We start from the raw sequence: 24,300 nt of genomic DNA on the forward strand, positions 1-24,300 counted from the left end.
TGAATCCCTCTTTTTCTATGTGAAATATTCTATTTTTGCTTGCGGAAAATAGGTGTTAATATATCTGCCAAGAGTATCTTTTATATCTTCTTGCTCTTCATTCGTATAGACGAATTTACCAATCCCGTAACGGCCCCATTTCCATTTCCTTTTTGACTCATCGAGTTCAAGTTTTGTCATCGGGTAATTTTTTTGAATCACACGCTTAGCTGGTTTTGTAAAACGATGCTGAATCATTTCAAAGGTTAAATCCTGTTTAGCTGACTCCGGAAGTTCCGCCTCCAGCTTTTCTAACATTTCTTTATATCCTTCCTTCCATCCCTCGTGTAGATATATCGGGGCAATAATGAAACCTAAAGGAAACCCAGCGCCTGCCACTTTACCTGCTGCCACTATTCTATCGGGCAGTCTTGATGTTCCCGGTTCAAAGTTCTTGATAATATAATCGTCATTGACACTAAAGCGAAAACGAGTTTTTCCATTGTGTTTAGCATCAAGTAAATGGTCCACATGAGCAAATTTAGTTACAAAGCGGAGCTTGCCATATTCAGATTGTCCGAAAAACTCTATCGCCTTTTTTAATGTATGGGTCAAATGGTCAACGCCTACGATATCGGATGTACAGGAGGCTTCAAACCTGGTTGGATTAGGTGCACGTTCTTTCATGTAATTCTCTGCAGCCTCAAAAATATCTTCAAGATTGACATAGGTACGAATATAAGGTTTACTGCCCATAGTTGTCTGTAAATAGCAATAATGGCAATGGCCCATACATCCTGTCACAAACGGGATGGCATATTCTGCAGATGGTTTGGAGGTATCAAACTTTAATGTTTTCCTTACCCCAATGACTAACGTGGATTTGGCGGTGCGGTATTTTTGAAAATCATTATCGCCAGGTAAATTTCTTATTTGATTGTGTGAAGTTGTTTCCCTTATTTCAATGCCCATATGTTCAAATTTGGCAATTAACTCTTTCCCAAGTGGATATTCCAGTGCACTTGGTTCAACGTAAACGAGTTGAGGAACAAAAGGCTTAACCATAATAATCCCCCATCTCTGCCATTCCAAACGCCTCCTGATAAGCAGATTCCGCCTCATTTGCCGACAAATAGACCGCAATTTCATCTGTTAAGGGGTAATAGGTTTCGTAGACAAAAAGTGCTAGTTGATCAGGGTTCTCAGGATTCTGCACAACTGCGGCTTCTTGGATATTGGCTACATCCTGTGCATGCGGGTTCCGAATAATTATATGTACGATTTGTCCTGGTTGGTATGATTCCATTTTTCCACCTAATCCTTTCATATCTAGGTTTTCTATTGATATTATTCACCAGTGGAGATTTTTAAGTGGAAAGAAATATTTCCATTTCCAACGTAGAACCTACAGCTTTAATGAAAGAGCATTGATTGAAGAATAAATTTTGAATCTAAGGGAAATGTAATGATAAGTTTGTAAAATTAAAACTAGGGGATGCTGCCAGTGGCAATTTTTGTGTATCAGACATTTGAGATCAAACAGGATAAATTCCAAGAAGGTATTGAAAATTTAAAGGAACTAAAAACATTCAGAAATGAGAATTATGATCAAAATGTGGAGATTTTAACACCCGTTTCAGGTGAGGATCATACATACGCACTACTTACCAAATATGAAGGCTTAGCTGAAATGGAATTACAAAACAAAAAAATGTTTGAGGATGAGGAATACTTAAAGCTTATTGGAGACTTTTTCCTACAAAATATTGTTCAAGGCAGTATGTATACGCAAATTTATCGTGCTCTTAGTGAGAAGAAAACTGATAAAAAACAATCGTAGATTTTTGTAAAAGAGTGCCGGTTAACTTTCGGTAGTCAATAACCCCTATTGACTATAGTATCCTTCCTTTTTCCTCACTATCAGTCGTCAATAACCTCAATCGGCTCTTTTTCGATTTTTAATATAAGAAAAACACGGCTGTTCACTGCCGTGTTTTTTCTTGTTCATCCTATGAAGAAGATTTAACCGTTATTGTTTTATTCTATCTTCCGAAGAGGTTCCCCTAAACATTCCAAAAAGAAAGCCTACAACTAAACCGATAAGGGCAGGAATAATCCACCCAAGTCCTTCCATGTAAAAAGGAAGAATATCAAGTACCCCACTCCATTTATTTGCAAGGAAAGTTTTATTAATCGTATCTATGATACTAAAAAGGGCAACAAAACTTACAACAAAGATATAAATCTGCGGATATCTTTTGATAAAATCATCGATGAGGCCTAAAAAGATAATTACGATCGCCAACGGGTAGATCATCCCAAGTATCGGAACAGAAATCTGTAATATTTGCGTTAAACCTAAATTTGCAATGGCGGTACTCAGAACAGATAAGATAATAACCCACTTCTTATAATCTATTTTTGGTATGGCATTTGCGAAAAATTGACTGCAGGAAGTAACTAAACCAATGGACACGCAGAAACATGCAATTGTAAAGACTAAGCCTAAAATAAAGGAGCCGCTTTGACCAAATAAGTAAGTCATTACATTAGATAATATTTGTGCTCCATTTTCCGTTTGTCCCAAAGACGAACTTGCCGCCCCTAAATACCCTAATATCAGATAAATCACGGTTAGCAGTAATCCAGCCCCTAATCCTGCGTACATCATGTATAAAGATCTTTTTTTGTTGTCGTGGACACCTTGTGCTTTTAATGTGTTTGATATCACGATACCAAAAGCTAAAGCAGCCAGTGCATCCATAGTTAAATAACCATCTAACACCCCTTGAAATACAGGGTTTGTCTCATAATTTCCCTTCGGTACCGCAAATGAACCTATTGGGTCAATTAAGCTCTTTATAAAAATAATCGTAATTAAAGCCAAAAGAATAGGAGTCAATAATTTCCCGAAAAGATCAATAAGTTTCGACGGAAACATACACAACCATGCCACTAATCCAAAAAAGATGATGCTATACACTAACAAAGAAACAGGGTTGCCTACTAAATGTTCTGGCAAAAAAGGAGCTAACCCCATTTCAAACGCAAGACTCCCTGCACGAGGAATAGCTAGTCCAGGTCCGATAGCGATATAAATCAAAAATGGGAAAATGAAAGCAAAAAAAGGATGAACCCTTTGGTTTAGCTCGTTAAAGCTTCCTGCCTTTGCAACCGCTATAACGCCTAAAATAGGTAGTCCAACAGCTGAAACTATAAAACCAGCAAGAGCTGTCCAAAGATGAGTACCCGCTGATTGCCCCAGAAAAGGTGGAAATATAAGGTTACCTGCACCGAAAAACATTGAAAAAAGCATAAAACTAATAAAGACAATTTGTTTGGCAGAAAAATTCATTAAAAATCTCCTTTGGGATAAAAATATTATTCCATAATAATAAACTATATTTGCCCTTTGTTGGTATATTTATTTTTAACAATTAATAAATAAAAATCCTCTTTCATATTTTTTCGAAAGAGGAAATTAACTGTTTCTTTATCTAATTCAAAAATAATCTGAGAAATATGGAGTCTGTCGTTCAATTAAATTTTCCAATATCTCCACGGTTTGGTCATTGCTGGTTAATCGGCCGATAGCTGCCAAATAGGATGGTCGTTTGTACCCGAGTAACATTGTCGTCAGTGTCTGGATATCAACAGCCACTAGAGGCTGATCCTCACTTTGAGTTAGTTCTCCCTGACCTGTGGCGGAAACATGGAGTGTGAATAACCCCTGGTTCCACTCAAGTAGTGGATCATTAAGCAAAATCGTCAGGTTTATATCTATGCCTGGCTCTCTAAACGGGTATTGATTTATAAACTGTTTAACATCCACAATTCTTGCCATAAAATAGGGTGCGATTGTTTCTTTAATATCTCCGTCTTCCAGCCAAAATGCCAATGGTTCATCCGTATAGATTGCCCCTAAAACTTTTGAAACCATAGAAAAATGGGCACTGATGAAATTCCAGAGTCCAATCCGTGCCTCTTCATTCATATAGACCATTTCTTTTATATGAAGCACATCATGTGAAATCCAGTACAACAAATACCCTTGGGGCTGGTGGGAACTATCATAATAAACAGCTGCTGTTAAATCCTCCAAATCCCATCTCCAATACTCCTCCCAGGCCAAATTATTTCGAATCATAGCGGCATGTCGTTTACGAGAAAAGAGTTTGTAAACCGATTTAATATCAGGATGATCGGTAGTTAGCCGATCAACATAGCCTGTCACTTTTTTTACCTTAGGCAATTGATAGTCTTTGACTTCGAAGGTCATCTTATCGGAAATGATCTCCCAACCTCTTTTCCGGTAAAAAGGTAATGAATATGGATATAAATAGGAAATGGATTGTTTTCTTTCTTTCATATCTGCAAGCGCTTGCCAAATCAACTTATTCATTAATCCCAAATTTGCGTATTCCGGATAGGTGCCTACACCTGTCAAGCCTCCCATCTCAAATGTTCGTCCAAAAATATTTATTTGAAAGGGATAGACAGCTACTTGGGAGATTAATTTTTCACCATCAAACCAACCCAACACATCTGCCTGTTCCAAAACAGGCAGTTTTGCTAATGCTATTTCACGTTCCTCCCAACCCACTGTTTGTAAGTCTTTTTTGGTCACTTGGAACACATAACGCAATAACTCGTTGAACTGCCTCCAATGTTTCGGTTCCACTTTCTCCATCTTGAGCCTGTCCAATCGACTCATACCATTACCTCCAAAAATTTAAAATCTTACTCTATGTAAAGGTTTTTATATTAAATTTGTGTAATTTTCTTCTTTTTCATCCGTTTTATTTTTGGTAATAATAAAGTGTTTTTGTTTTTATTATTATACAAAAAAAGTTGCTCATCAATTGGAGCAACTAGTTTATATTTATTATTTAATTCCAAGCGCTTTTTTCGTGGCTGGCCCCACAACTCCATCCACTGTTAATTTACGGGCCTGTTGAAATTTGCGGACGGCACTATCTGTGTTTGCTCCAAAGACACCATCTACACCTTTCGTACTGTATCCAAGTGAGGTCAGCTTGCGCTGAAGCTCTTGGACGGCAGGACCCCGACTGCCTTTTTTAAGGATTTCTCCACTGGAACTAACAGGAACAGATGGTGCACTAGACCCGCCATTAACTTTATACCCATTGGCTGCCGCAATTGCATTGAAAGATTTCCCTGACGATGTGATGATAACTGTGGTACCTGTTGGCACCTGATTAAACAGCCATTCTACCTCATTATCATACATCCGAATACAGCCGCTGCTTACGTACCCTCCAATGGAGGCTGGATTGTTGTTACCATGAATCGCATATGTTGTCCCCCAAGTTCCACGAGCATTCAAACCAAGCCAGCGGTTACCGAGTGGATTTCGAGGGTCTCCACCTGGTATATGCCCCTTATAGTATGGCCTGTTCTTAATCTTAACTACAATTTTGAACCTGCCCTCTGGTGTATACGATTTTTTTCTCCCTGTTCCTACTTTGAACTGTTTTATAAACTTACCATTTTCAAAGTATGCGAGCCGATTGATAGTCTTGTTAATGATAATAAATTTTCCACTGGAAGCTGCAGAACCTGTCGGGACACCAACAAAAAAACTAGACAACATAAAAAAAGCAAATACAAAAAGAATTAACCACTTTTTTTGCAATCTAACCCCTCCAATACGACATAAATACTCATCCGTGTATCTTATGTCGGAAGGGCTTGTACAAATTACAATTTTGTTAAAGATATTACAATTTGGGCTAAAAGTAGTTTAGTGCCGATTTTTCCCTCTTTACGGGAATCAGAAACACCTATTAATCTTATAAGAAAACCGCAAAACAAGGTTTTGCGGCCTATTGTACCCCATCCTTTTCAATCTAAAGCTTTGTTCTTAAACTCCACAGCTCTGGGAAAAATTGCTGATCTAGGACTCTTTTTAAATAGGTCACACCAGACGACCCACCGGTCCCCTGCTTATGACCAATGATTCTTTCCACCGTACTCATATGATTAAAGCGCCATAATTGCTGTTGATTGCCAATATCTACTAACTTCTCTGCCAACTCGTATAAATCCCAGTATTGATCGACATTTCGATAGACTGTTAGCCATGCTTCTTCGACACTAGCATTCGGCTCATAGTTTTTGGACAAATCCCGATGGCGAACCTCATGATCAATAGGTAAACCACGTGCAACAAGAGCATTTATTGCAGCATCATAAATACTAGGTTGATGAAGAGCGTCCTGCATTTTTTCGTATAACTCTGTTTGGTGCTGATAGACTGCTAGTGTATGAACATTTTTATTTCCTAATGCAAATTCAATCAAACGGTTCTGATAAGACTGGAATCCTGACGATTGACCCAATTTATCCCTAAACTCCAAATACTCAGAAGGCGTCAGCGTCGATAGAACACTCCATGACTGAATTAATTGCTGCTGAATTCTTGAAACACGCGACAGGATTTTGAATGATGGCTCCAAATCGTTGTTTTGAATATACTCAATCGCCGCAGACAATTCATGAATAATCAACTTCATCCATAATTCACTAGCTTGATGGATAACGATAAATAACATTTCATCATGGTGATCTGACTGCCGATGCTGACTGGATAAGATTTTATCAAGATGGAGATAATCCCCGTATGACATCGCTTTTTGAAAATCTGTTTGAATCGTTTTCTCTAGTCCATTATTTGTGTTTTTTTCTTGTGAATTCATTGTATTAGACCTCCATCATTCTATTGTAGTTAAGTTATTTATGAGAATTTACCACGTTAATTTACCTTTTTATTAAGAACAGCATCTGACTCGTTCTTTTCAGGATTGTTTCTTCTTTTATTAAAAATAAAATAGGCTGCAGATAAAAACAGTAACCAAGGAACACCGAATTGTAGCATGATTTTAAAACCTGTAAACCAGGTGGTGATCATTAAACTCAGTAGAAGTACCGCTCCTAATATCGTCAAATATGGAAAACCAACCATTTTAACTGGCAATTTCCGGCCGCCTGCCTTCTCCCACTTTTTTCGGAAAAACAAATGAGAAACAAACACCATAAACCACGTGAATATCGCACCAAACATGGAAATCCCCATCATAAATGCGTATGACGAGTCTGGTAATAATGCATTTACAGCTGCCGCAAGAAAAATACCTAGTGTAGATATAGCAAGAGCACTTAATGGTACACCTTGTTTGCTTAATTTACCTAAAAAGGCTGGTGCATAATTTCCTCGTGATAGTGAAAAGATCATCCGAGTTGAAGCATATAACTGACTGTTCATCGCTGACAGTGCAGCTGTCAAAATAATAAAATTCATAATTCCACTTGCACCTGGGATATTTAAGAGTTCCATAACCTTTACGAAAGGACTTTCCTCCACTCCTGCGGATTTCCACGGAACAATCATTAACATGATGCCAAGAGTAATAATATAAAATGTCGATAAACGGAAAACGGTTGCTTTCAGAGCTTTCGGCACGGCAACATCTGGATCTTTCGCTTCCCCAGCAGTAACTGCGATCAATTCTGTACCCAAAAAGCTAAAAAGTGAAATAAAGATAGCGACCCACATTCCCCACATGCCGAACGGTAAGAAACCTCCGTCATTCACAAAGTTTTCAGGTCCCATATCCGGCTTAGCCGAACCTCCAAGGAAAACGTAGGCTCCAAGGAGAATAAATCCCACGATGGCACTAATTTTGATCATTGAAAACCAATACTCAAATGTTGCAAATGTATTTACACTTGTTGCATTTACATAAATCAAAACAGCTGCGAACAATAATATCCAGACAAACCCAGGCACATCTGGAAACCAGAACTTCATATATACCGCGATTGCACTTACCTCTACCCCAACCGCAAGTACGTTTGCAATCCAATAGGAATAGCGGACAAGATAACCAGCGAACGGGCTAATATACTTCTCAGAAATAGTACCAAACGACCCTGATGTTGGATGGGCAACAGTCATTTCTGATAAACATCCCATTAAAAGTAAGACAATGAAAGCACCAATGGCATAACTGATTAATACACTAGGACCAGCTGTACTAATGGCAAGTCCACTTCCTAGGAAAAGGCCCGTTCCAATCGCACATCCCATAGCTATCATTGTAAGTTGATTTGTTTTTAATTCACGCTTCAAACCATTTTCTGAACCATTTCCATTTTTCAAATGAGTTTTATTGTTCGCCATATAATTCCTCCTCGTTCCATTAGGTTAAGCAACAACTTCTCGTTCATTCTTAAACTTTTCATATTGCTTATCAGTCATAATTTTCTTAAGAATTTGGACCACTTCCCAAACCTCTTTATACGAGGTATAAAGCGCAACTGGCGCAAGACGAATGATGTTTGGAGCACGGAAATCAGGTATGACACCATTTTCTTTCAACGCTTTACAAATACGTGCGGCTTCTTTATGCTCTAAACTTACATGACCACCCCGACGGACATCTTCGACAGGGTTTCCTATTTTTAATCCCATATCAGATAACTCTTGTTCGAGTAGGTCCATTAGAAATTGATTAATTTTAAGTGACTTAGCGCGGATTTTTTCAATCCCTGCTTCTGCAAAAATCTCCAACGCGCCAAGTAAAGGGGCAAGACTCAACACATGTGGTGTCCCGATTTGATAGGCTCCTGCAGAATCAGCCGGTGTTAAAGAATGCTCCATGTCAAATTGTTTCTCTTTTTTGGAACCAAACCAGCCGGCAAGACCAGGGGCTGTGCCAAAGTGTTTAGAATTCACATATAAACCTCCAACACTACCCGGACCACCATTTAAATGTTTATAATTGCACCAATACGCAAAATCTACACCCCATTCACTAAACGAATGCGGAATTGCTCCGATCGAATGACATCCATCAAAACCGATTAATATCCCTCTTCTGTTCGCTTCAGCTGTCAGACGCTTCATATCCAAGATTTGGCCGCTTCGATAGAGTACTGTCGGCAAAATGATAAGCGCAATTTCATCAGTCATCGCTTCGATAATATCTTCTTCCTCTAAAAAGCGACCATCCCGACTTTTTACACGAATAAGATGTGTATCGGGATCAAATCCATGAATACGCAGCTGACTTTGAAGTGCATAAATATCTGATGGAAAGGTTAATTCGTCAGCCAAAATTTTAGTCCTTGTTCCTTCTGGCTTATAAAAAGTAGCAACTAACTGATGCAAATTGACGGTTGTGGACCCGGTTACAATCACTTCATTTGCTGAACCACCTACTAAAGGAGCCATCATCTCTCCTAATTTTTCCGATAAAAAAAACCAAGGGTGGTTCCCACTCATCCAACCATCAATTCCATGCTCTTTCCAATCATTTAAAGACTCCAACAGCGTCCGTTCTGCTCTTTTCGAAAGCAACCCCAATGAATTCCCATCCATATAAATGGAATTCGGCTTTATGTAAAATTCTTCTCGAAATCTGTTCAGTATATCTTCTTGATCCAATTGTTTTGCGTACTCTAAAGTGAAAAGCATATTATTCCTCCTCGAATCTTGTGTCATTTTAATTAGGGCATGAAGGGAACTATGATTTGCAAGAGAATGAGACACTGCCTAGATCTGCAAATTGTGCCAAAATCGTATCACCGGGTTGAAAGCTAATCGCTTCCGTTATCGCACCGCTAAGAACGATATCACCTTTCTTCAATCCCCGCCCAGTTTCTCCGAGCTTGTTTACAGCCCAAGCAACCGCAGCAGCTGGATCTCCTAATACGGCAGCACTGGTCCCAGTTGTTGCAACCTCTGAATTTTTAGACATATATACGCCAATTTCTTTCAGGTTTAGAGCATCCGGCGATACCCATTTGTTCCCTACTATAAATTTGGAGGAAGAACAGTTATCCGCAACGACGTCTACGAGAGTAAACTTGAAATCTAAATAACGGCTATCAATAATTTCGATCGCTGGTGCCACATATTTCGTCACCTTTAAAATATCTTCGGCTGTAACGCTTGTCCCTTGGATGTCTTCATTAATCAAGAAAGCAATTTCCGGTTCTGCTTTGGGATGAATAAAACTGCTAAATTGGACTGGTTCCCATTCAGGTGCAAGCATATCATCCATTAAATACCCGTAGATGGCTTCATGGACACCCATCATCTCTTGCTTTGCCTTACTTGTTAAACCGAGTTTCACTCCAATTCGGCGAAGTCCCTCCTGTTCTTTTTGCTCGATTAATTTTTGTTGTATTTCATAAGCATGCTCAAATGTTAAATCAGGGTAACTAGTGGTGATTTTTTCGACTTCCCGCTTTTCCTTTTCTGCAGCTAATAGGTAGCCTACGATTTCTTGTTCTGTTCCCTGCAATATTGTCATAATGGAACCTCCACTTTTAATAATTTTTATTCGAGAAAAAACTTACTTACTTAAATGTTACAGATACATTACCTAACGGGCCAAAATCTGCTAGTATCGTGTCACCTTCTTTTACTGCAATCGCACCAGAAAGTGCTCCGGGAAGAATTAACTCACCTGCTTTAAGAGTAATCCCAAATTCATGCAATTTATTGGCTAACCATGCGACGGCTTGGGCGGGGTGTCCTAGAGCAGCAGTTCCAGTTCCCGAAGCCATAAGCTCATCATTTTTATAAAGGACCATTCCTTGGGCTCGCAAATCCAAGCCTGCAATCTTGCTCAGCTTTTTCCCAACGACTACTCTTGCTGACGAGCCATTATCTGCCACCGTATCAACCAACTTGATTTTCCAATCTGAAATACGGCTGTCAATAATCTCAATGGTTGGAACTACATATTTTGTTGCCATTAACACATCTAGATAATTCACATTTGGGCCAACCAAGTCTTCTTCCAAAATAAAACCAATTTCCGCCTCAACCTTCGGACTGATAAAATCAGCAATTTTTATCGTTGATTCATCGTCTATTTTCATAGTATCTAAAAGGTGGCCGTAATCAGGTTCATCGACGCCAAGCATTTGCTGCATTGCTTTACTTGTTAGCCCAACCTTTTTCCCAATCACTTTATGTCCTTCTTTTAACTTTTTACCGATGACTTCGAGTTGGATTTGATAGGCATCGCTTACATCCAACTCGGAAAAGCGCTCCGTTAGTGGTGCGACAGAATATTGAAGATTTTCTGCGTCGATTAATTCTTTTGCAATCTTTTCTACTAATAACCCCATTTCTTCCAACACCTTCCTTTTCTATATTAATAGATAAAAAGTGGCCATTCAGCCACCCTTTACTTTTAATCTTATAATTTCATTGTAATCGTCTTGGCCTCCGTGTAAAATTCAAAACTGTGACGTCCGCCTTCCCTACCAATACCACTCGCCTTTGAACCACCAAATGGCGTTCTTAAATCACGATAGTACCAGCAATTGATCCAGAATAAGCCTGAATCGATTTGAGAAGCTACACGATGTGCACGTCTTAAATCATTTGACCAAACGACTCCTGCCAAACCATAAATCGAATCGTTGGCAATTTGAATCGCTTCCTCTTCCGTTTTAAATGGAATGACGACTAATACCGGGCCAAAGATTTCTTCCTGTGCAACTCTCATTTTGTTATTTACATCATAGAGCACGGTTGGCTCGTAAAAGTTTCCTTGTGACAATCCTGCCACACGCTTACCGCCTGCAGCAAGTTTCGCACCTTCAGAAATTCCAATTTGCACATAGTTGTCAACCGTTTCTAAGTGACCTTTTGATATAAGTGCACCCATATCCGTAGTTTCATCCAATGGATCGCCCACTTTGATGTTCTTAGCAGCAGTAACAAATTTTTCTAGGAATTTATCATAAACCGATTCTTGCACCAATAGTCGAGAACCGGCTAAGCAGATTTCCCCTTGATTTCTAAAAATTGCTTCGATTGAGCCTGCGACTGCTTCATCTAAGTCGGCATCCTCAAATACGATATTGGCGGATTTACCACCTAATTCTAATGATACCGGAATTAACTGGGATGCTGCATTTCTCATAACTGTTTTACCAGTGGAACTCTCCCCTACAAAAGAAATCCTGCGAACGTATGGATGAGTGGTCATTGCCGTTCCTACTGTTCCACCTGGACCTGTTAGTATATTCAACACGCCTGGCGGTAATCCTGCTTCGTTGGCAATTTCACCTAACATGACCGCACTGAGTGGTGTATAGGAAGCAGGCTTAACGATCACCGTATTACCAGCAGCTAACGCAGCTGAAACTTTCCAAGTCATTTGCATGAATGGTAAATTCCAAGGAATGATCAAGCTTGTGACACCTGCTGGTGAATATTTGGTATAGCTCATATGCTTGGATTGTTCGTAATGCTCGTGATTAATGTATTTTGCCATTTCTGCAAAGAATCTTAAGTTTGATGCGGCACGCGGGATATCAAAATCTCTGCTTTCTCTAATGGGCTTACCCACATCTAATGTTTCAATTAGCGCTAACTCTTCGACACGTTCCATGACAAGATCTGCCATTCTGCACAAGATCTTTGCTCTTTCTTCGACTGGCATTTTACTCCAAATACCACTATCATAGGTACGCTTTGCGACCTGAATCGCTCTTTCTACATCTTGCTCACTTGCACTAGCGACAGCAGCTAATTTTTGATTCGTGGCTGGATTAGTCGTGTCAAAGGTTTCTCCTGAAATAGCGCTTACATATTCTCCATTAATAAAAAGCTTGGCATCGTTAATTTGAAGTTGTTTTTCTAGGACTTTACTCATCGAGATCACCATTCTCAACTTCTACAATCATCTCAACTTCAACAGCGTTATTGTGTGGCAGCTGGGACATCCCTACTGCTGATCTCGCATGCCTTCCCTTTTCACCAAACACTTCTACCAACAAATCGGAGGATCCATTCATTACTTTAGGATGGTCTTTAAAATCGTGCGTGCTGTTGACCATACCAAGGATTTTAACAATCCTTTTCACTTTGCTAAGGTCACCCAGTTCATTTTTGACTACTGCTAATAGATTAAGCATACATTGTCTTGCTGCTTGATAGCCTACTTCTATCGATACATCTTCACCAAGTTTTCCACGGTATTCATCTGTACCTTGTCCTGATGTGAAAATAAGATTCCCTGTCCGAACACAACTTACATAATTACCAGATGCGGGCCGGAGTGCTGGAAGCTTTAATCCAAGTTCCTCTAATCTCTCCTCTGGGGTGATCACCTTGTCTATCATCTTCTCATCTCATTTCCTATTAAATTAATAAATTAACCGGTATATTTAAAAATCTTAGTGCATTTTCACCTAACATTGCTCTTTTCTGTTCTTCGCTTAGTGTTAAGGTGTCATCAATAATCTTCCCTGGTGGAGTTTCCCGTAGTAAGAATGGGTAATCCGATCCCATGATGACTTGTTCAGCACCAAATTTTTCGACTAAGAATTTAATATTTACAGGGTTATTTACGATTGAATCATAGAAAAATTTCTTGGCATAAAAACTTGGAGGATGCGCCGTGAGCTGCAAATGCGGCCAAACATTCCAACCATGATCAAGTCTAGGGAGAATGTAAGGAAGTGACCCGCCTCCATGAGAAAAACAAATTTTAAGTTTTGGAAATTTCTCAATGACACCTCCTAGAATCAGACTTGCTGCAGCCAATGCTGTTTCACTTGGCATTCCAACCGTATACATTAAGTTATGGGAGGAAAAACGATCTCCTCCCAGTGTTTCCCATGGATGAACAAATATTGGAACATTCCATTTCTCACACATCGCAAAGAAATCAATTAATGATTCATCGTCTAAATTTTTGCCATTAATGTTTGTGCCAATCTCAATCCCTTTTAAGCCAAGTTGATGTATACAGCGGTCTAGTTCACGAATCGCTTCTTCGACATTTTGCAGCGGAACCGTCCCTAAACCAATAAACTTGGTGGGATGCTGGGCTACTGTTTCAGCGATGAAATCATTTTGAAATCTAGCCATAACTACCGCTTCTTCTGTAGGCGCCCAATAGGAAAACGTTACAGGAATTGGCGATAAAACTTGTATATCTACATTTTCTACATCCATATCGTGAATCCTTTTTTCTGGACTCCAAACTTGGTCGGTCACTTCTCGAAAAACCTTCCCAGCCACCATTATATTAGCACCGCAAGAGCAAGTAGGCTGGAGTACTGGCCACTTATCGTTTTGGTACTTTTTCGTAAAGTCTGGAAAATTTTCAGGAATGATATGTGTATGAAAATCTACTCGCATTTCCATTCACTCGCTTCTACGGCCATGATGTGTCCACAGTTCTTACAAGATCGCAATTCTAAATTACTGTTAAATCCATGAATTGCTTCTTTTACCTGCACTTCGATATTCGTTAATTGGACGGAAACTCGGTGCATTTCATGATCACATTCATCACAGAACCAAACAAAATCCTCTAATTCCCCTTCAGCTCTGTCACGTTCAATAACGATTCCAATTGTATCAGCGACCCGATGTGGGGAGTGGGGAACATTTGGAGGGAGATGAAATACTTCTCCTTCTCTCACCGTAATTACTTCTCTTTTACCTTCCCCATTAATAATTTCAACGTAGCAATCACCTTTTAATTGATAAAATATCTCTTCAGATGGGTCCACATGAAAATCACGTCGTTTGTTTGGACCTCCGAGGACCATGAACATTAGTTCAGAATTCTTCCAAACTACTTTATTATTTACTGGCGGCTTAAGTAAATCCTTATTTTCTTCAATAAATCCCCAAAGATTAATTGGTTTTAATGGGTTTGTCATAAAATCTTCTCCTCTCAACTTTAAATACAAAAGCTTATCCATTTATTGTTGCAAATTTTTCCTCTGTTGATTTTAATGCCTCCTGCATGAAGACGACTTCTTTGGCTAACGCAGTAATTCTAGTAAGAACCTCAGAATCGATAATTTCATTTTCTTTATTAAAATGATCATTATTGACATAGACATAACCTGGTGCCACAAAAGCCCGGAAAAATCCTGCGATTGGCTTCAAATGATTTTCAATCACAAGGAAATGCTGGTACGTTCCACCTGTTGCAACAAAACCAATTACTTTGTTGCGAATATCCTGTGGATTAATTAAATCAAATAAATTTTTGAGTGGACCTGCTAATGATCCCTGGAAAATCGGAGTTCCGATAATATAGAAGTCAGCAGAATTAACAATATCGAGAACTTTTTTCGTGTCACCTGTATAGGCTGAAGGATTTCGTCCATCACAGAACTGCACATCATAATCTCTTAAATCCAACAATTCTACTTTAACGTTTGGATTATGTTTCTTGACTTCCTCTAATACCTTTTGAACAACAATACTTGTCTTTGCTCCAATAATTGTGCCTGAAATTCCTAATAACTTCATAGAGTGAACCCCCTTCTAATGCTGAGTAGTTATCACATAAACTCATTTACTTTATTCCAGTTTACATTCCAAGTAATGAATAGGACTGCTGGAAATCTCCCTCTGCAATTAACTGACGGATTCTTGTCGATGAAATAAGTTTTCCGCCCTTACAATAAACTGGGGGAGTGATATTAATATGAAAATACTTTTCTAAAAGATTTACATCCCCAGCTCTGTTTTTTCCAAAATGAAAATCAGAACCAACTGAGATCTCTACCGGGTTAAGCTTAGATAATTCACAAATAAAATCTTCAGGGGGACGGGTGGCATACCATTCATCAAAGCTGGCAACGATGATATAATCCACACCTAACTTCGCTATCCTGCTGACCTTTTCCTGAATTGGTGACAAAATTTGAACTCCCTTAAAAAAATTTCGAGGAGGCGGGTCGAAAGTATATACAACGCTAGGAACTTGATAAACCCGACTCTTTTCCACAGCTTGCTTAATCACGGCTTGATGTCCTTTATGGACTCCATCAAAAGCACCAATGGCAATCACCGAACCAGATAATGTCAAAACTCCATCTTTTAGCGTTTGCATCGTTCACACCTCCTCTTCCTTTTGATTTGCTTTTATAAGCTTGTAACCTCATTTTTTCGATTAAATATTTTCATTGCTTCATCAGCCAGCTCAAAGGAATTCTGCTTTTTGTGGTTGTTATAGAAAATCGCTCTTTTACGAATTGGATCGCCAGTATAATAGCGTTCGTATTGAAGAACTCTTTGTCCAAATGCCTCGCCACATAAATCCCATGCTAGCTTAAAGAGATGAACGCGTTCTTCTGCTGAAACTCCCTCTCTTCCAAGATAATACTTCTCTAGATCCTCTCTTAATTCCGGATTCTCGAAATCGGCATCTGTTGGAGACATTAGTAGGCCACCTGCACCAATGATTTGGATCACTTCAATTGCACGTGGGTACATTTTTGGAAGCAATCCTCGAATTGTTTCTAGTGGTGCATAGGCTGGCATCGCTTCCCCAGTAGCAGTTACTTCATGTTCATACTCTGAAATTCTTAGTAATGCCCTAATTGATTCAACCGATTGGACTAATTCTCCTAAATCATTTTGTACATTTAGGTAGGCATCAACACCGATGGAGTCGGCGATTTTACAAGCCACTTCGGTTGCAAATTGTAGTTTGATTAACCCTCTTACACCAGACTGATGGGCTGGCTGCTGAGCGATTCCTGTTTTCGGATAAAGTAAATTTGCTGCTTCAACATTGTTATACAGGAATACACGATCCCAAGGTACTAAAACATCATTAAAGACTAAGACCGCATCCATTTCTTCGAATCTTGATGCTAATGGGTGGTCATAAACAGAACGCGTCCCATCCTGCATTGCTTCACGGCAGATAATGCGAAGACCTGGAGTATCAAGTGGCAGTGCGAACGCAAGTGCATAGCGCTCATCACCAGGCTTAAATCCAGGAAAAGAATAAACAATTACTTCGTCAGTAATCGGTGCAAGGGTAGCTAACATTTTCGCTCCTCTTACAATTAAGCCATCAGGTGTTTCTTTAACAGCACCTAAATGGGTGAACATATCCTGTTGTTCGTGTGACGATTTACTGCGGTCATTTTGCGGATTAATAATTGCATGAGTTAAAAATAAATCATTATCGCGGATATGCTTATAATACGATCGAATGTTTTTTCCCCATTCTGGATTGTATTTGTCCAAGAACTCTGAATTACTCGCCATGGATGTAACGACCACATTTAAGAAATCAGGAGTCCTTCCCATTAAACCAAACGTCGCTTTGGAAAACTCTTCAAACGTTCTTCTCCGTGCTGCTAAATCTTGATAGCTTTTTGGGACCAAGAATGCATTCGAGATTCTTTCGCCCGTTTCTTCACAAAAATGAGTTATGTCCTCTTGATACTTGGAGTCATGCTGCATATCATATAGTTTTGCAATTTGAAGAATTGGCTGATGAAAAACAGGCTCTTCAAAGATATTTTTCACTTTTTTTCCTGATAACCAAACTTCTGGATTTCGGGATTTTAACGCCTCGATATACTGTGCTCCTGTACGAATTCCCATAAAACATCCTCCTTTTATTTCATATTTTCATTATAAAATTGATTTTGTTGAGTCATTGTAGTCTGATTAACATTTTTTCTAAAAAAATAAAATTTTCATTTTATTGAAACAAATAAAGCAACACACATCATTCTAAATACAAATGATATGAGCTGCTTCTTTTTATATATGCTAGACTTCATCCACCCAATATTGATTTTCTATCTTTAATCTTTTACACTGTTGTTAAGTGGTTAACGCATATACACTTTTTCCTTGCATCCATATGTAAGCGTTAACAATTTAGTGTCACTATTTTATAGCATTTGATTAATTACATATTTCCTAGATTTACAGTTTTATTGTCTTTTTACATACATTTCACTTAGGAGTTGATTAGTTGGCAATCTTGTTTGACAGTGATATTAATTGGGAATCATGCTTGCAGTTTGGTACTAGACAATTCTTCAAAGAGAAATCAGCTATTTACCAGCAAGGGACGCTCGGGGATGGATTTTATTATATCCAAAAGGGATTAATTAAAGTAACGACTACCACTTCGATTGGAAAAGAGCGTTTGTTAAACATCACTATTCCAGGGCAGCTATTAGGAGTTCAAGCGATGGACCGACAGCCACATTTTACTACCGCAACGGCAGTAAATGACTCTATTCTCTATTTTTTCTCATGTGAACATTTTCAAAAATTAATTAAAGCTCAACCTTCTATCCTTAACATTTTTATCAAAACCGTTATTCATAAAATGCACATATTAGCTGATAAAATTTATTTGGACTCTCTCACACCAGAACAGCAACTGTCGGTGATACTACTAAATATTTGTTACGAATTTAAGAATTACGAAGTTCCTCTCACACAACAAGACCTTACAAAATGCACAGGCTTAACGAGAATCACCTTATATAAGATTATAAAACAATGGAAAGCTGAAGAAATTATTGAGAGTCGTGGTAAGAAGTTTTTAATAAAGAAACCTGATGAATTAAAAAAGCTTCTTGGTAAGGTGATAATATGAAAAATCTTCGATATTCGTGGAGCCCCTTTTTAAAATATGGAAAAAAACTAGAGATTGAGGAAAATTCAGTTGTTTACCATCAGGGAAGTGAAGGCAAGGGTTTTTTCTACTTATCTAAGGGTGGGATAAAGATAACCCTTCTCTCACAAGAAGGTGTGGAACGGACGGTGAATTATGTACCAGAAGGAATGCTATTTGGGGAGCACGGTGTGAAAAATGAACCCTATTTAACCTCAGCCACCTCGAGTAGTTCATCTGAGATCTATTTTTTTTCTGATGAGACTTTATTCATGATTTGCGAGGAACATCCTGAGGCAGCGTGTATTTTCACCAACTCACTAATCTATAAATTTAGGATTCTTGCAGAAATTATTTCCTTTCTTAATTCTCCTGTTGAGCAGCAAATGGCCCACTTCCTATTAAAGTTAGTAAGCGAAAATGGTAATTTTTCAATCGACCAAACGTCATTTGCCCGTTACATAGGTACCTCTAGAATAACGGTTAATAAAATACTGAATAAATGGAAAAGCCAACAATGGATCCAAATATCAACCCGTACAATTGACATCCTAGATATTAATCAATTAAAAGCTATCCGAGACTCTGGTGCAATCGACATTTCGAACTTGGATGTATTAATGTTATCTCTATAGATAAAAGAAGCAGGCGCCATAAAGGGTTCCTGCTTCTGTTCCACTAGTCTTCGAACGATTAAAATAATATTGTCGACAAATATACAACCGTAGTCACAGTAATCATGCTTAGTAATGTAGACAATAAGACCACTTGTGCTGCATATTCTGGGTGATTTCCGTATTCTAAAGCGAAAAGAGCACTGTTTCTTGAAGTTGGGAACGAGCTTGCAATAAATAAAGCCTGTGCCGTCGTTCCATCCAATTTTAAAAGTAATATAATGATCATCGCGATGGAGGGAGAAAGTATTAAACGGCCAAAGAGACTTAGAATAAGTGAGATGGAGAATCGATTTATTTTTAAAAAAGCACTTTGTGCACCGAGCGTAACCAGTGCCACAGCCACAAAGGCATTTGAAATATTTTCAATCGGAGTCCACAAGTATTTTGGGATTTTGATAGAAAGTGAATTAAAAACCAAACCTAACAAAAAGGCATAAACAACTGGATTTTTCATAAATACTTTCATTGCTTGTAAACCTTTGTAATTTACTCTTATTGAATTAAACAACCCATATGTATTGGTAAGAAGATTTTGATAAATCATTACCACCACTTGGATGGATAAACCAAGTGGATTATGCTGAAATACAAGTTGACTTACAGGTAACCCAAAATTCCCAGAATTGTTTAGTATCACACTGTTTTTGAAGGTCGAAGATAGTCTATTATCAAATTTGGCTAATCGAGATATGATGGTACTGAAGAAAATAAGACAAAGACTTTGGATTACTAAGAAAGTAAGAATATTTAAGACTGTTTCTCCCTCCATTTTAGTCTGATAAATGTTGACAAAACTTACAGCAGGCATGAGCAAATAGTTATTTAATTTTGATAATGTATTCATATCAAATGTAATTTTTCGATGTAAAAACGCACCAATTCCAATAAGACAAAAAACAGGTAAAATGACATTTAATATGATAAGAAGTAAAACACTCAAAAATTTCCCTCCAATTAAAACCTAATGCAGCGGGACTGCTAGACTGCAGCATATTGATACATAAGAAACCTCCTTGCTTAGTTGGAGTTTCCAACAAAGCAAAGAGGTTACACAGTCTGTTTAATAGTACCTATATACTTGAAAGTTTAAGATATTTTAGTATCGTTATAGTAAATAACCTCTGAGAGAATCTTACAACCTTTTACTTTATTAAAAGCTTCTAAAGCTTCTTTTTCTGTATTATATTCAAACAACGCAGGGATTTTTCCTTCTGAATAGACAGTGAGTATCCACATAATCATTCATCTCCAGTCAAATTATTAAATGATTTTCATGAGAATTCAGCAAATTTTAATTAAAAGGGAAAAATGGACAAAATTATAGCAACAAAAATCATAGCCGCTGTGGATCCACATGCCCATTTAAAGAATGCTCTCTGCAAGTCTCCGAATTCTTCTCCAACCATACCGACTAATAAGTAAGTCGAAGGTACGAGAGGACTTAATAAATGTACTGGCATCCCCATGAGTGACGCTCGTCCAATTGCAGCCGGATCAATTCCATAGACACTTCCTGCTTTGGCAAGTAATGGCAAAACACCGTAATAAAATGCATCGTTGGACATAAAAAATGTTAATGGTGCACTAATAATCGCAGTAATCATAGCAAAATGGGAGCCCAAGGCATCTGGAATATGAGAGATCATCGTAGTTGCCATGGCATCAACCATTTTTGTCCCAGAAAGAATACCTGTAAAAATACCTGCAGCAAAAACCATTGACACAACTGATAGTGCATTATCAGCGTAGTGCATAATCCGTTCTTTTTGTTCATTTAGATTTGGATAATTGATGGTGATCGCAATTGCAAATCCAATCATAAATAATACCGTTGTAGGCAGCATTTCTTGGATTAGTGCAACTAAAAGCAGAATAGTTAGCAGATAGTTTACAAGAATTAATTTGGGACGTTTAAGGAAAGCAGCCTCAGATGTAGCTGCCATCAAAGACAATGTGCTATAATCAATTTCCATAACACCTATCCGTTTACGCTCTTTTCTACCAAGACAGTAGGCCATAAATAATACAAACAACACTCCCCCCACCATACTAGGAATTACCGGAGTAAAAATATCTCCCATCTCTAGATGCAATGCTGTCATTGCTCTAGCTGTTGGTCCTCCCCAAGGAAGAAGGTTCATAACACCTGAAGATGATACAGCGATCCCTGCAAGTACCAATGGTTTCATGCCAATACGTTTATACAAAGGAAGCATGGCAGAAATGGTGATCATATATGTAGTTGTTCCGTCACCATCAAGAGAGATTATTAACGCAAGAACTGCTGTTCCAATCGCTATTTTTACGGGATCCCCTTTTACGAATTTCAAGATTGTCGAAATGATAGGATCAAAAACCCCTGCATCTATCATGATTCCAAAGAAGAGAATCGCAAATAGAATCATGATTCCTGTTGGTGCCACGCTTTTTATACCTTCAAGCGCCATTGGTCCCATTTCTTTTCCGAATCCGCCTATCAATGCAAATACAGCAGGTATCACCATTAGAGCAATCATTGCGGATAAGCGTTTTGTCATAATTAATACCATAAAAATAATAATCATTAAAAATCCTAAAGTTGCCAGCATCTATTCCACCCCTTTTGTTAGTAAATTAATAATAATCTAAATATTCTAAGGTGAAAACGTTTCCAAAATAAAGTTATTATCGTATATTAATCTATATTTTGTTCATATTGTTCACGGTAGAATCCTTTCTGACTACTGGAGTTTCCTTAAATGGTTTACACATTAAAAAAGGATGCCTTTAGGCACCCTTACTAAACAGGATAATATTTTCTTTCCGGCCTCCCGACAATACCATAAACCACCTCCGCTTTTGCTTCCTTAATGGAGGATAGATATTCTAAATATCGGCGTGCAGTAATTCGGGATGCCCCAATTTCCTTTCCCACTTCTTCAGCGGAAAGGCCTTGGTTATTAATCTGAAGTGCGTTTTTCACCTTTCCAAGTGTGATTTCATCAATTCCTTTAGGTAATCCTGTGCCCCTTCCCACCTTTTCAATCTTTTTATTACCAAACAGGAGGTCAACATAATTCTGGTCTACATCTTGTCTGGAAGTTAGGAGCGAGTGTTTTTTTATATATTCTAAAATGACTTCGTCAAATCTTTCCTTATTTACAGGTTTAATCAAATAATTTTCTACTCCGTAGCTTAATGCTTTTTCTAGGAAAACTTTATCGGTCGCTGCTGTGATCATAATTATACAAACCCTTGGAAAACGCTCTCGGATAATTGGGAGTAGATCGGATCCGAGCATATCAGGCATATACACATCGAGAATCAATAAATCAGGGGTTTTCTCCATCAGAATTTGAAGGGTCTGATCACCATTCAATGATTTACCAACAACATCAATTTCATTAAACTTTGTTAAAAATTTCTCATGGATATCGGCAACTCGAAAATCATCTTCAGCTATGGCTACTTTTATCCTAGTCAAGTGTTTGTCTCCTCTCGTATTCCTTTGGAAGGTAAACTGTAAAGACAGTCCCACTTTCCGGGGTACTTTGCACCTCAATCATCCCATTCATATCTAACACTGCCTCCTCAGCATTCGATAGGCCAAATCCCCTAGGCTCAGCTCCTTTTTTAGAAGTATAGCCCCTGTCAAATAGAAGCGGAATTTCTTTTTCAGTAAGTCCCTTCCCATTATCAGCAATCTCAAAAATGATATCGCTACCTATATCAGTAACGAAAAATTTAACTGTCGGAGAATCGAAACCAAAGACAGCTTCGAAGGCATTGTCTATTAAGTTTCCAAGAATGACTATTAGATTGGATAGCTTAAAATGGGATGGCAATGCCTCTAAATAGCTGTCCGATACAACCTCAAACTTAACTTTCTTTTCTGAGGCTTTTCCAAGTTTCCCTAAAAGGATGGCCTGTACTTTCGTATCTTTAATATGGTTAAAAACAATAGAATTCTGAAATTGCAATACCTGTGTTTCCGTTTGAATCATATCGATTGCCTGTTCATATTCTCCTAGCTGAAGAAGACCTAATAACACATATAATTTATTGGAATATTCATGTGTTTGCGCACGCAGATCTTCCGAATATCTATTTACTTCTGATAGGGTGTTTACCATTTGCTCAATTTCTGTTTTATCACGAAACGAAGCAACCACTCCACTTATCCCAGACGCTTCAAAGAGTGGCGTACAGTTGACGATCACTGTTTTATCTTTCCAGACCATTTCTTTATCAACTTGTGGATTTCCCGATTTTAATACCTCATATAAATAGTCAGAAGGAAACAACCCATCTACTTTTAGATGGCGGACAGATCCCTTAATATGTAAAAGTCTTTTGGCGGGTTGATTCATCATCGTTATGTAGCCCTCATTATCTATGGCTAAAATCCCCTCTTTTACTCCATGAAGTACTGCGTTCTTTTCTTTATAAAGTGCGGCAATCTCATAAGGTTCAAGCCCCATTGTATCTTTACGGATATTCCGTCCTAGCAAGATACTACCGATCAGTGAAATCAAAACAGCAAAGAGTGATACAAGAAGTACCTTGGTGACAGTTTTCAAGATTTGCTGATGGATATCTTCAAGCAAAAATCCAACAGAAACGATTCCAATTACCTCTCCCTTTTTGTTGAAAATAGGAGATTTACCTCTAATTGAAGGTCCAAGTGACCCCTTTGCCTTAGATACATAATATTCCTGATTTTTAATGGCCCTTTCGTTATCTCCACCTGTCATTTTCTTCCCGATCAAAGATTTTAAAGGGTGCGAATATCTTATTCCATTTTTGTTTCCTATAACAACGAATTCAGCACCAGTTTCAGTGCGAATCTTTTCGGCGATGGGCTGAATTGTTTTCGATGGGTCACTTGTTTGAAAGGCGGTGATAATGGGCGGTATGAATGAAACCGTTCGAGAGATTTCCAGTGCCAGCCTTCCCTTATTTTCCTCTATTTGTTTACTTTCCATATAGCTGAAAAATGTGGTCAGCAGCAGGATCAACAATAATCCCAGTAATAGGACCAGCCCAAATATTTTGGTCTGGAGTGATATTTTTCTTGTTTTCAGGCTGTTTTCCCCCTCCTTGTTAAACTGTATGGATAACTACAATGTACATTATATCTTATATTAGAAGATTTCTTTGTGGAAGGCCTCCCATTTGAGAAAAAAAGAAACTATCACATGATAGTT

General features: G+C 38.3%; 25 protein-coding genes. 3 read left to right on the forward strand and 22 right to left on the reverse strand.

Features of this window, described 5'->3' with window-relative positions; all coding sequences use genetic code 11:
- Nucleotides 1-15: 15 nt before the first annotated feature.
- Both splB and ACSU6B_RS05075 read right to left on the reverse strand, forming a co-directional pair.
- Entirely contained in the window at nucleotides 16-1,044 is a 1,029-nt protein-coding gene (gene splB / locus ACSU6B_RS05070; protein ID WP_410883267.1) for a spore photoproduct lyase, read from the reverse strand.
- Nucleotides 1,037-1,285 (reverse strand): transcriptional regulator SplA domain-containing protein, encoded by a 249-nt coding sequence (locus tag ACSU6B_RS05075; RefSeq protein WP_410883270.1) that lies wholly within the window; start codon nucleotides 1,283-1,285, stop codon nucleotides 1,037-1,039. Before ACSU6B_RS05075 ends, splB begins: the two co-directional genes overlap by 8 nt.
- Nucleotides 1,286-1,474: 189 nt before the next feature.
- On the opposite strand from ACSU6B_RS05075, the gene ACSU6B_RS05080 reads away from it, so the two are divergent.
- The gene (locus ACSU6B_RS05080; RefSeq protein WP_374103871.1) at nucleotides 1,475-1,819 is read left to right on the forward strand and encodes a hypothetical protein; all 345 of its coding nucleotides are present in this window, start codon (nucleotides 1,475-1,477) and stop codon (nucleotides 1,817-1,819) included.
- Between the two features lie 189 nt (nucleotides 1,820-2,008).
- On the opposite strand, the gene brnQ is transcribed toward ACSU6B_RS05080, so the two are convergent.
- The 15 genes from brnQ to ACSU6B_RS05155 form a co-directional block, all read right to left on the reverse strand.
- Nucleotides 2,009-3,334 carry a branched-chain amino acid transport system II carrier protein gene (gene brnQ, locus ACSU6B_RS05085; RefSeq protein ID WP_215003351.1) on the reverse strand — a complete coding sequence of 442 codons (1,326 nt, stop codon included), beginning with the start codon at nucleotides 3,332-3,334 and terminating at the stop codon, nucleotides 2,009-2,011.
- Nucleotides 3,335-3,481: 147 nt separating this feature from the next.
- A complete protein-coding gene (locus ACSU6B_RS05090; protein ID WP_410883273.1) occupies nucleotides 3,482-4,693 on the reverse strand; it encodes a GNAT family N-acetyltransferase in 1,212 nt (403 codons plus the stop codon).
- A 171-nt stretch (nucleotides 4,694-4,864) separates the two neighbouring features.
- Nucleotides 4,865-5,635 (reverse strand): L,D-transpeptidase family protein, encoded by a 771-nt coding sequence (locus ACSU6B_RS05095; RefSeq protein WP_410883275.1) that lies wholly within the window; start codon nucleotides 5,633-5,635, stop codon nucleotides 4,865-4,867.
- A gap of 214 nt (nucleotides 5,636-5,849) precedes the next feature.
- Nucleotides 5,850-6,698, reverse strand: a complete 849-nt coding sequence (gene kynA / locus ACSU6B_RS05100; RefSeq protein ID WP_410883277.1) for a tryptophan 2,3-dioxygenase — start codon at nucleotides 6,696-6,698, stop codon at nucleotides 5,850-5,852.
- Between the two features lie 56 nt (nucleotides 6,699-6,754).
- Nucleotides 6,755-8,182, reverse strand: a complete 1,428-nt coding sequence (locus tag ACSU6B_RS05105) for an amino acid permease (RefSeq protein ID WP_410883279.1) — start codon at nucleotides 8,180-8,182, stop codon at nucleotides 6,755-6,757.
- Between the two features lie 24 nt (nucleotides 8,183-8,206).
- Entirely contained in the window at nucleotides 8,207-9,478 is a 1,272-nt protein-coding gene (gene kynU, locus ACSU6B_RS05110) for a kynureninase (RefSeq protein ID WP_410883281.1), read from the reverse strand.
- Between the two features lie 49 nt (nucleotides 9,479-9,527).
- Nucleotides 9,528-10,319, reverse strand: coding sequence for a 2-keto-4-pentenoate hydratase (locus ACSU6B_RS05115; protein ID WP_410883283.1), 792 nt, complete (start codon nucleotides 10,317-10,319; stop codon nucleotides 9,528-9,530).
- A 46-nt stretch (nucleotides 10,320-10,365) separates the two neighbouring features.
- Nucleotides 10,366-11,145 carry a 2-keto-4-pentenoate hydratase gene (locus ACSU6B_RS05120; RefSeq protein ID WP_410883285.1) on the reverse strand — a complete coding sequence of 260 codons (780 nt, stop codon included), beginning with the start codon at nucleotides 11,143-11,145 and terminating at the stop codon, nucleotides 10,366-10,368.
- Nucleotides 11,146-11,216: 71 nt separating this feature from the next.
- Nucleotides 11,217-12,683 carry an aldehyde dehydrogenase gene (locus ACSU6B_RS05125; protein WP_410883287.1) on the reverse strand — a complete coding sequence of 489 codons (1,467 nt, stop codon included), beginning with the start codon at nucleotides 12,681-12,683 and terminating at the stop codon, nucleotides 11,217-11,219.
- Nucleotides 12,676-13,149, reverse strand: coding sequence for a RidA family protein (locus ACSU6B_RS05130; RefSeq protein ID WP_410883342.1), 474 nt, complete (start codon nucleotides 13,147-13,149; stop codon nucleotides 12,676-12,678). The genes ACSU6B_RS05125 and ACSU6B_RS05130 overlap by 8 nt, the downstream gene beginning before the upstream one ends.
- A gap of 22 nt (nucleotides 13,150-13,171) precedes the next feature.
- Nucleotides 13,172-14,176, reverse strand: coding sequence for an amidohydrolase family protein (locus ACSU6B_RS05135; RefSeq protein ID WP_410883344.1), 1,005 nt, complete (start codon nucleotides 14,174-14,176; stop codon nucleotides 13,172-13,174).
- On the reverse strand, nucleotides 14,167-14,706 hold the full coding sequence (locus ACSU6B_RS05140; RefSeq protein WP_410883289.1) for a 3-hydroxyanthranilate 3,4-dioxygenase: 540 nt from the start codon (nucleotides 14,704-14,706) through the stop codon (nucleotides 14,167-14,169). Before ACSU6B_RS05140 ends, ACSU6B_RS05135 begins: the two co-directional genes overlap by 10 nt.
- 34 nt (nucleotides 14,707-14,740) lie before the next feature.
- The gene (locus ACSU6B_RS05145) at nucleotides 14,741-15,307 is read right to left on the reverse strand and encodes an NADPH-dependent FMN reductase (RefSeq protein ID WP_410883291.1); all 567 of its coding nucleotides are present in this window, start codon (nucleotides 15,305-15,307) and stop codon (nucleotides 14,741-14,743) included.
- 61 nt (nucleotides 15,308-15,368) lie between these two features.
- Nucleotides 15,369-15,893 carry an FAD synthetase gene (locus ACSU6B_RS05150; RefSeq protein ID WP_410883293.1) on the reverse strand — a complete coding sequence of 175 codons (525 nt, stop codon included), beginning with the start codon at nucleotides 15,891-15,893 and terminating at the stop codon, nucleotides 15,369-15,371.
- Nucleotides 15,894-15,925: 32 nt separating this feature from the next.
- Complete coding sequence (locus ACSU6B_RS05155) at nucleotides 15,926-17,404, reverse strand: 4-hydroxyphenylacetate 3-hydroxylase family protein (protein ID WP_410883295.1); 1,479 nt, start codon at nucleotides 17,402-17,404, stop codon at nucleotides 15,926-15,928.
- 379 nt (nucleotides 17,405-17,783) lie between these two features.
- Between ACSU6B_RS05155 and ACSU6B_RS05160 the strand changes: the two genes are divergently transcribed.
- Nucleotides 17,784-18,419, forward strand: coding sequence for a Crp/Fnr family transcriptional regulator (locus tag ACSU6B_RS05160; protein WP_410883297.1), 636 nt, complete (start codon nucleotides 17,784-17,786; stop codon nucleotides 18,417-18,419).
- A complete protein-coding gene (locus ACSU6B_RS05165; protein WP_410883299.1) occupies nucleotides 18,416-19,072 on the forward strand; it encodes a Crp/Fnr family transcriptional regulator in 657 nt (218 codons plus the stop codon). The genes ACSU6B_RS05160 and ACSU6B_RS05165 overlap by 4 nt, the downstream gene beginning before the upstream one ends.
- A gap of 58 nt (nucleotides 19,073-19,130) precedes the next feature.
- On the opposite strand, the gene ACSU6B_RS05170 is transcribed toward ACSU6B_RS05165, so the two are convergent.
- The 5 genes from ACSU6B_RS05170 to ACSU6B_RS05190 all read right to left on the reverse strand — a co-directional run bounded on the left by ACSU6B_RS05170 (nucleotide 19,131) and on the right by ACSU6B_RS05190 (nucleotide 24,177).
- Complete coding sequence (locus ACSU6B_RS05170) at nucleotides 19,131-20,054, reverse strand: AEC family transporter (protein WP_215003389.1); 924 nt, start codon at nucleotides 20,052-20,054, stop codon at nucleotides 19,131-19,133.
- 146 nt (nucleotides 20,055-20,200) lie between these two features.
- Nucleotides 20,201-20,350, reverse strand: a complete 150-nt coding sequence (locus ACSU6B_RS05175) for a hypothetical protein (protein ID WP_179195770.1) — start codon at nucleotides 20,348-20,350, stop codon at nucleotides 20,201-20,203.
- Nucleotides 20,351-20,409: 59 nt separating this feature from the next.
- The gene (locus ACSU6B_RS05180; protein ID WP_215003391.1) at nucleotides 20,410-21,702 is read right to left on the reverse strand and encodes a CitMHS family transporter; all 1,293 of its coding nucleotides are present in this window, start codon (nucleotides 21,700-21,702) and stop codon (nucleotides 20,410-20,412) included.
- 191 nt (nucleotides 21,703-21,893) lie between these two features.
- Complete coding sequence (locus ACSU6B_RS05185; protein ID WP_410883302.1) at nucleotides 21,894-22,577, reverse strand: response regulator; 684 nt, start codon at nucleotides 22,575-22,577, stop codon at nucleotides 21,894-21,896.
- On the reverse strand, nucleotides 22,570-24,177 hold the full coding sequence (locus ACSU6B_RS05190) for an ATP-binding protein (protein ID WP_410883346.1): 1,608 nt from the start codon (nucleotides 24,175-24,177) through the stop codon (nucleotides 22,570-22,572). The genes ACSU6B_RS05185 and ACSU6B_RS05190 overlap by 8 nt, the downstream gene beginning before the upstream one ends.
- Between the last annotated feature and the right edge of the window lie 123 nt (nucleotides 24,178-24,300).

The sequence above is a fragment of the Neobacillus sp. C211 genome (genome assembly GCF_051842875.1).
Taxonomy (GTDB): Bacteria; Bacillota; Bacilli; order Bacillales; family Cytobacillaceae; genus Neobacillus.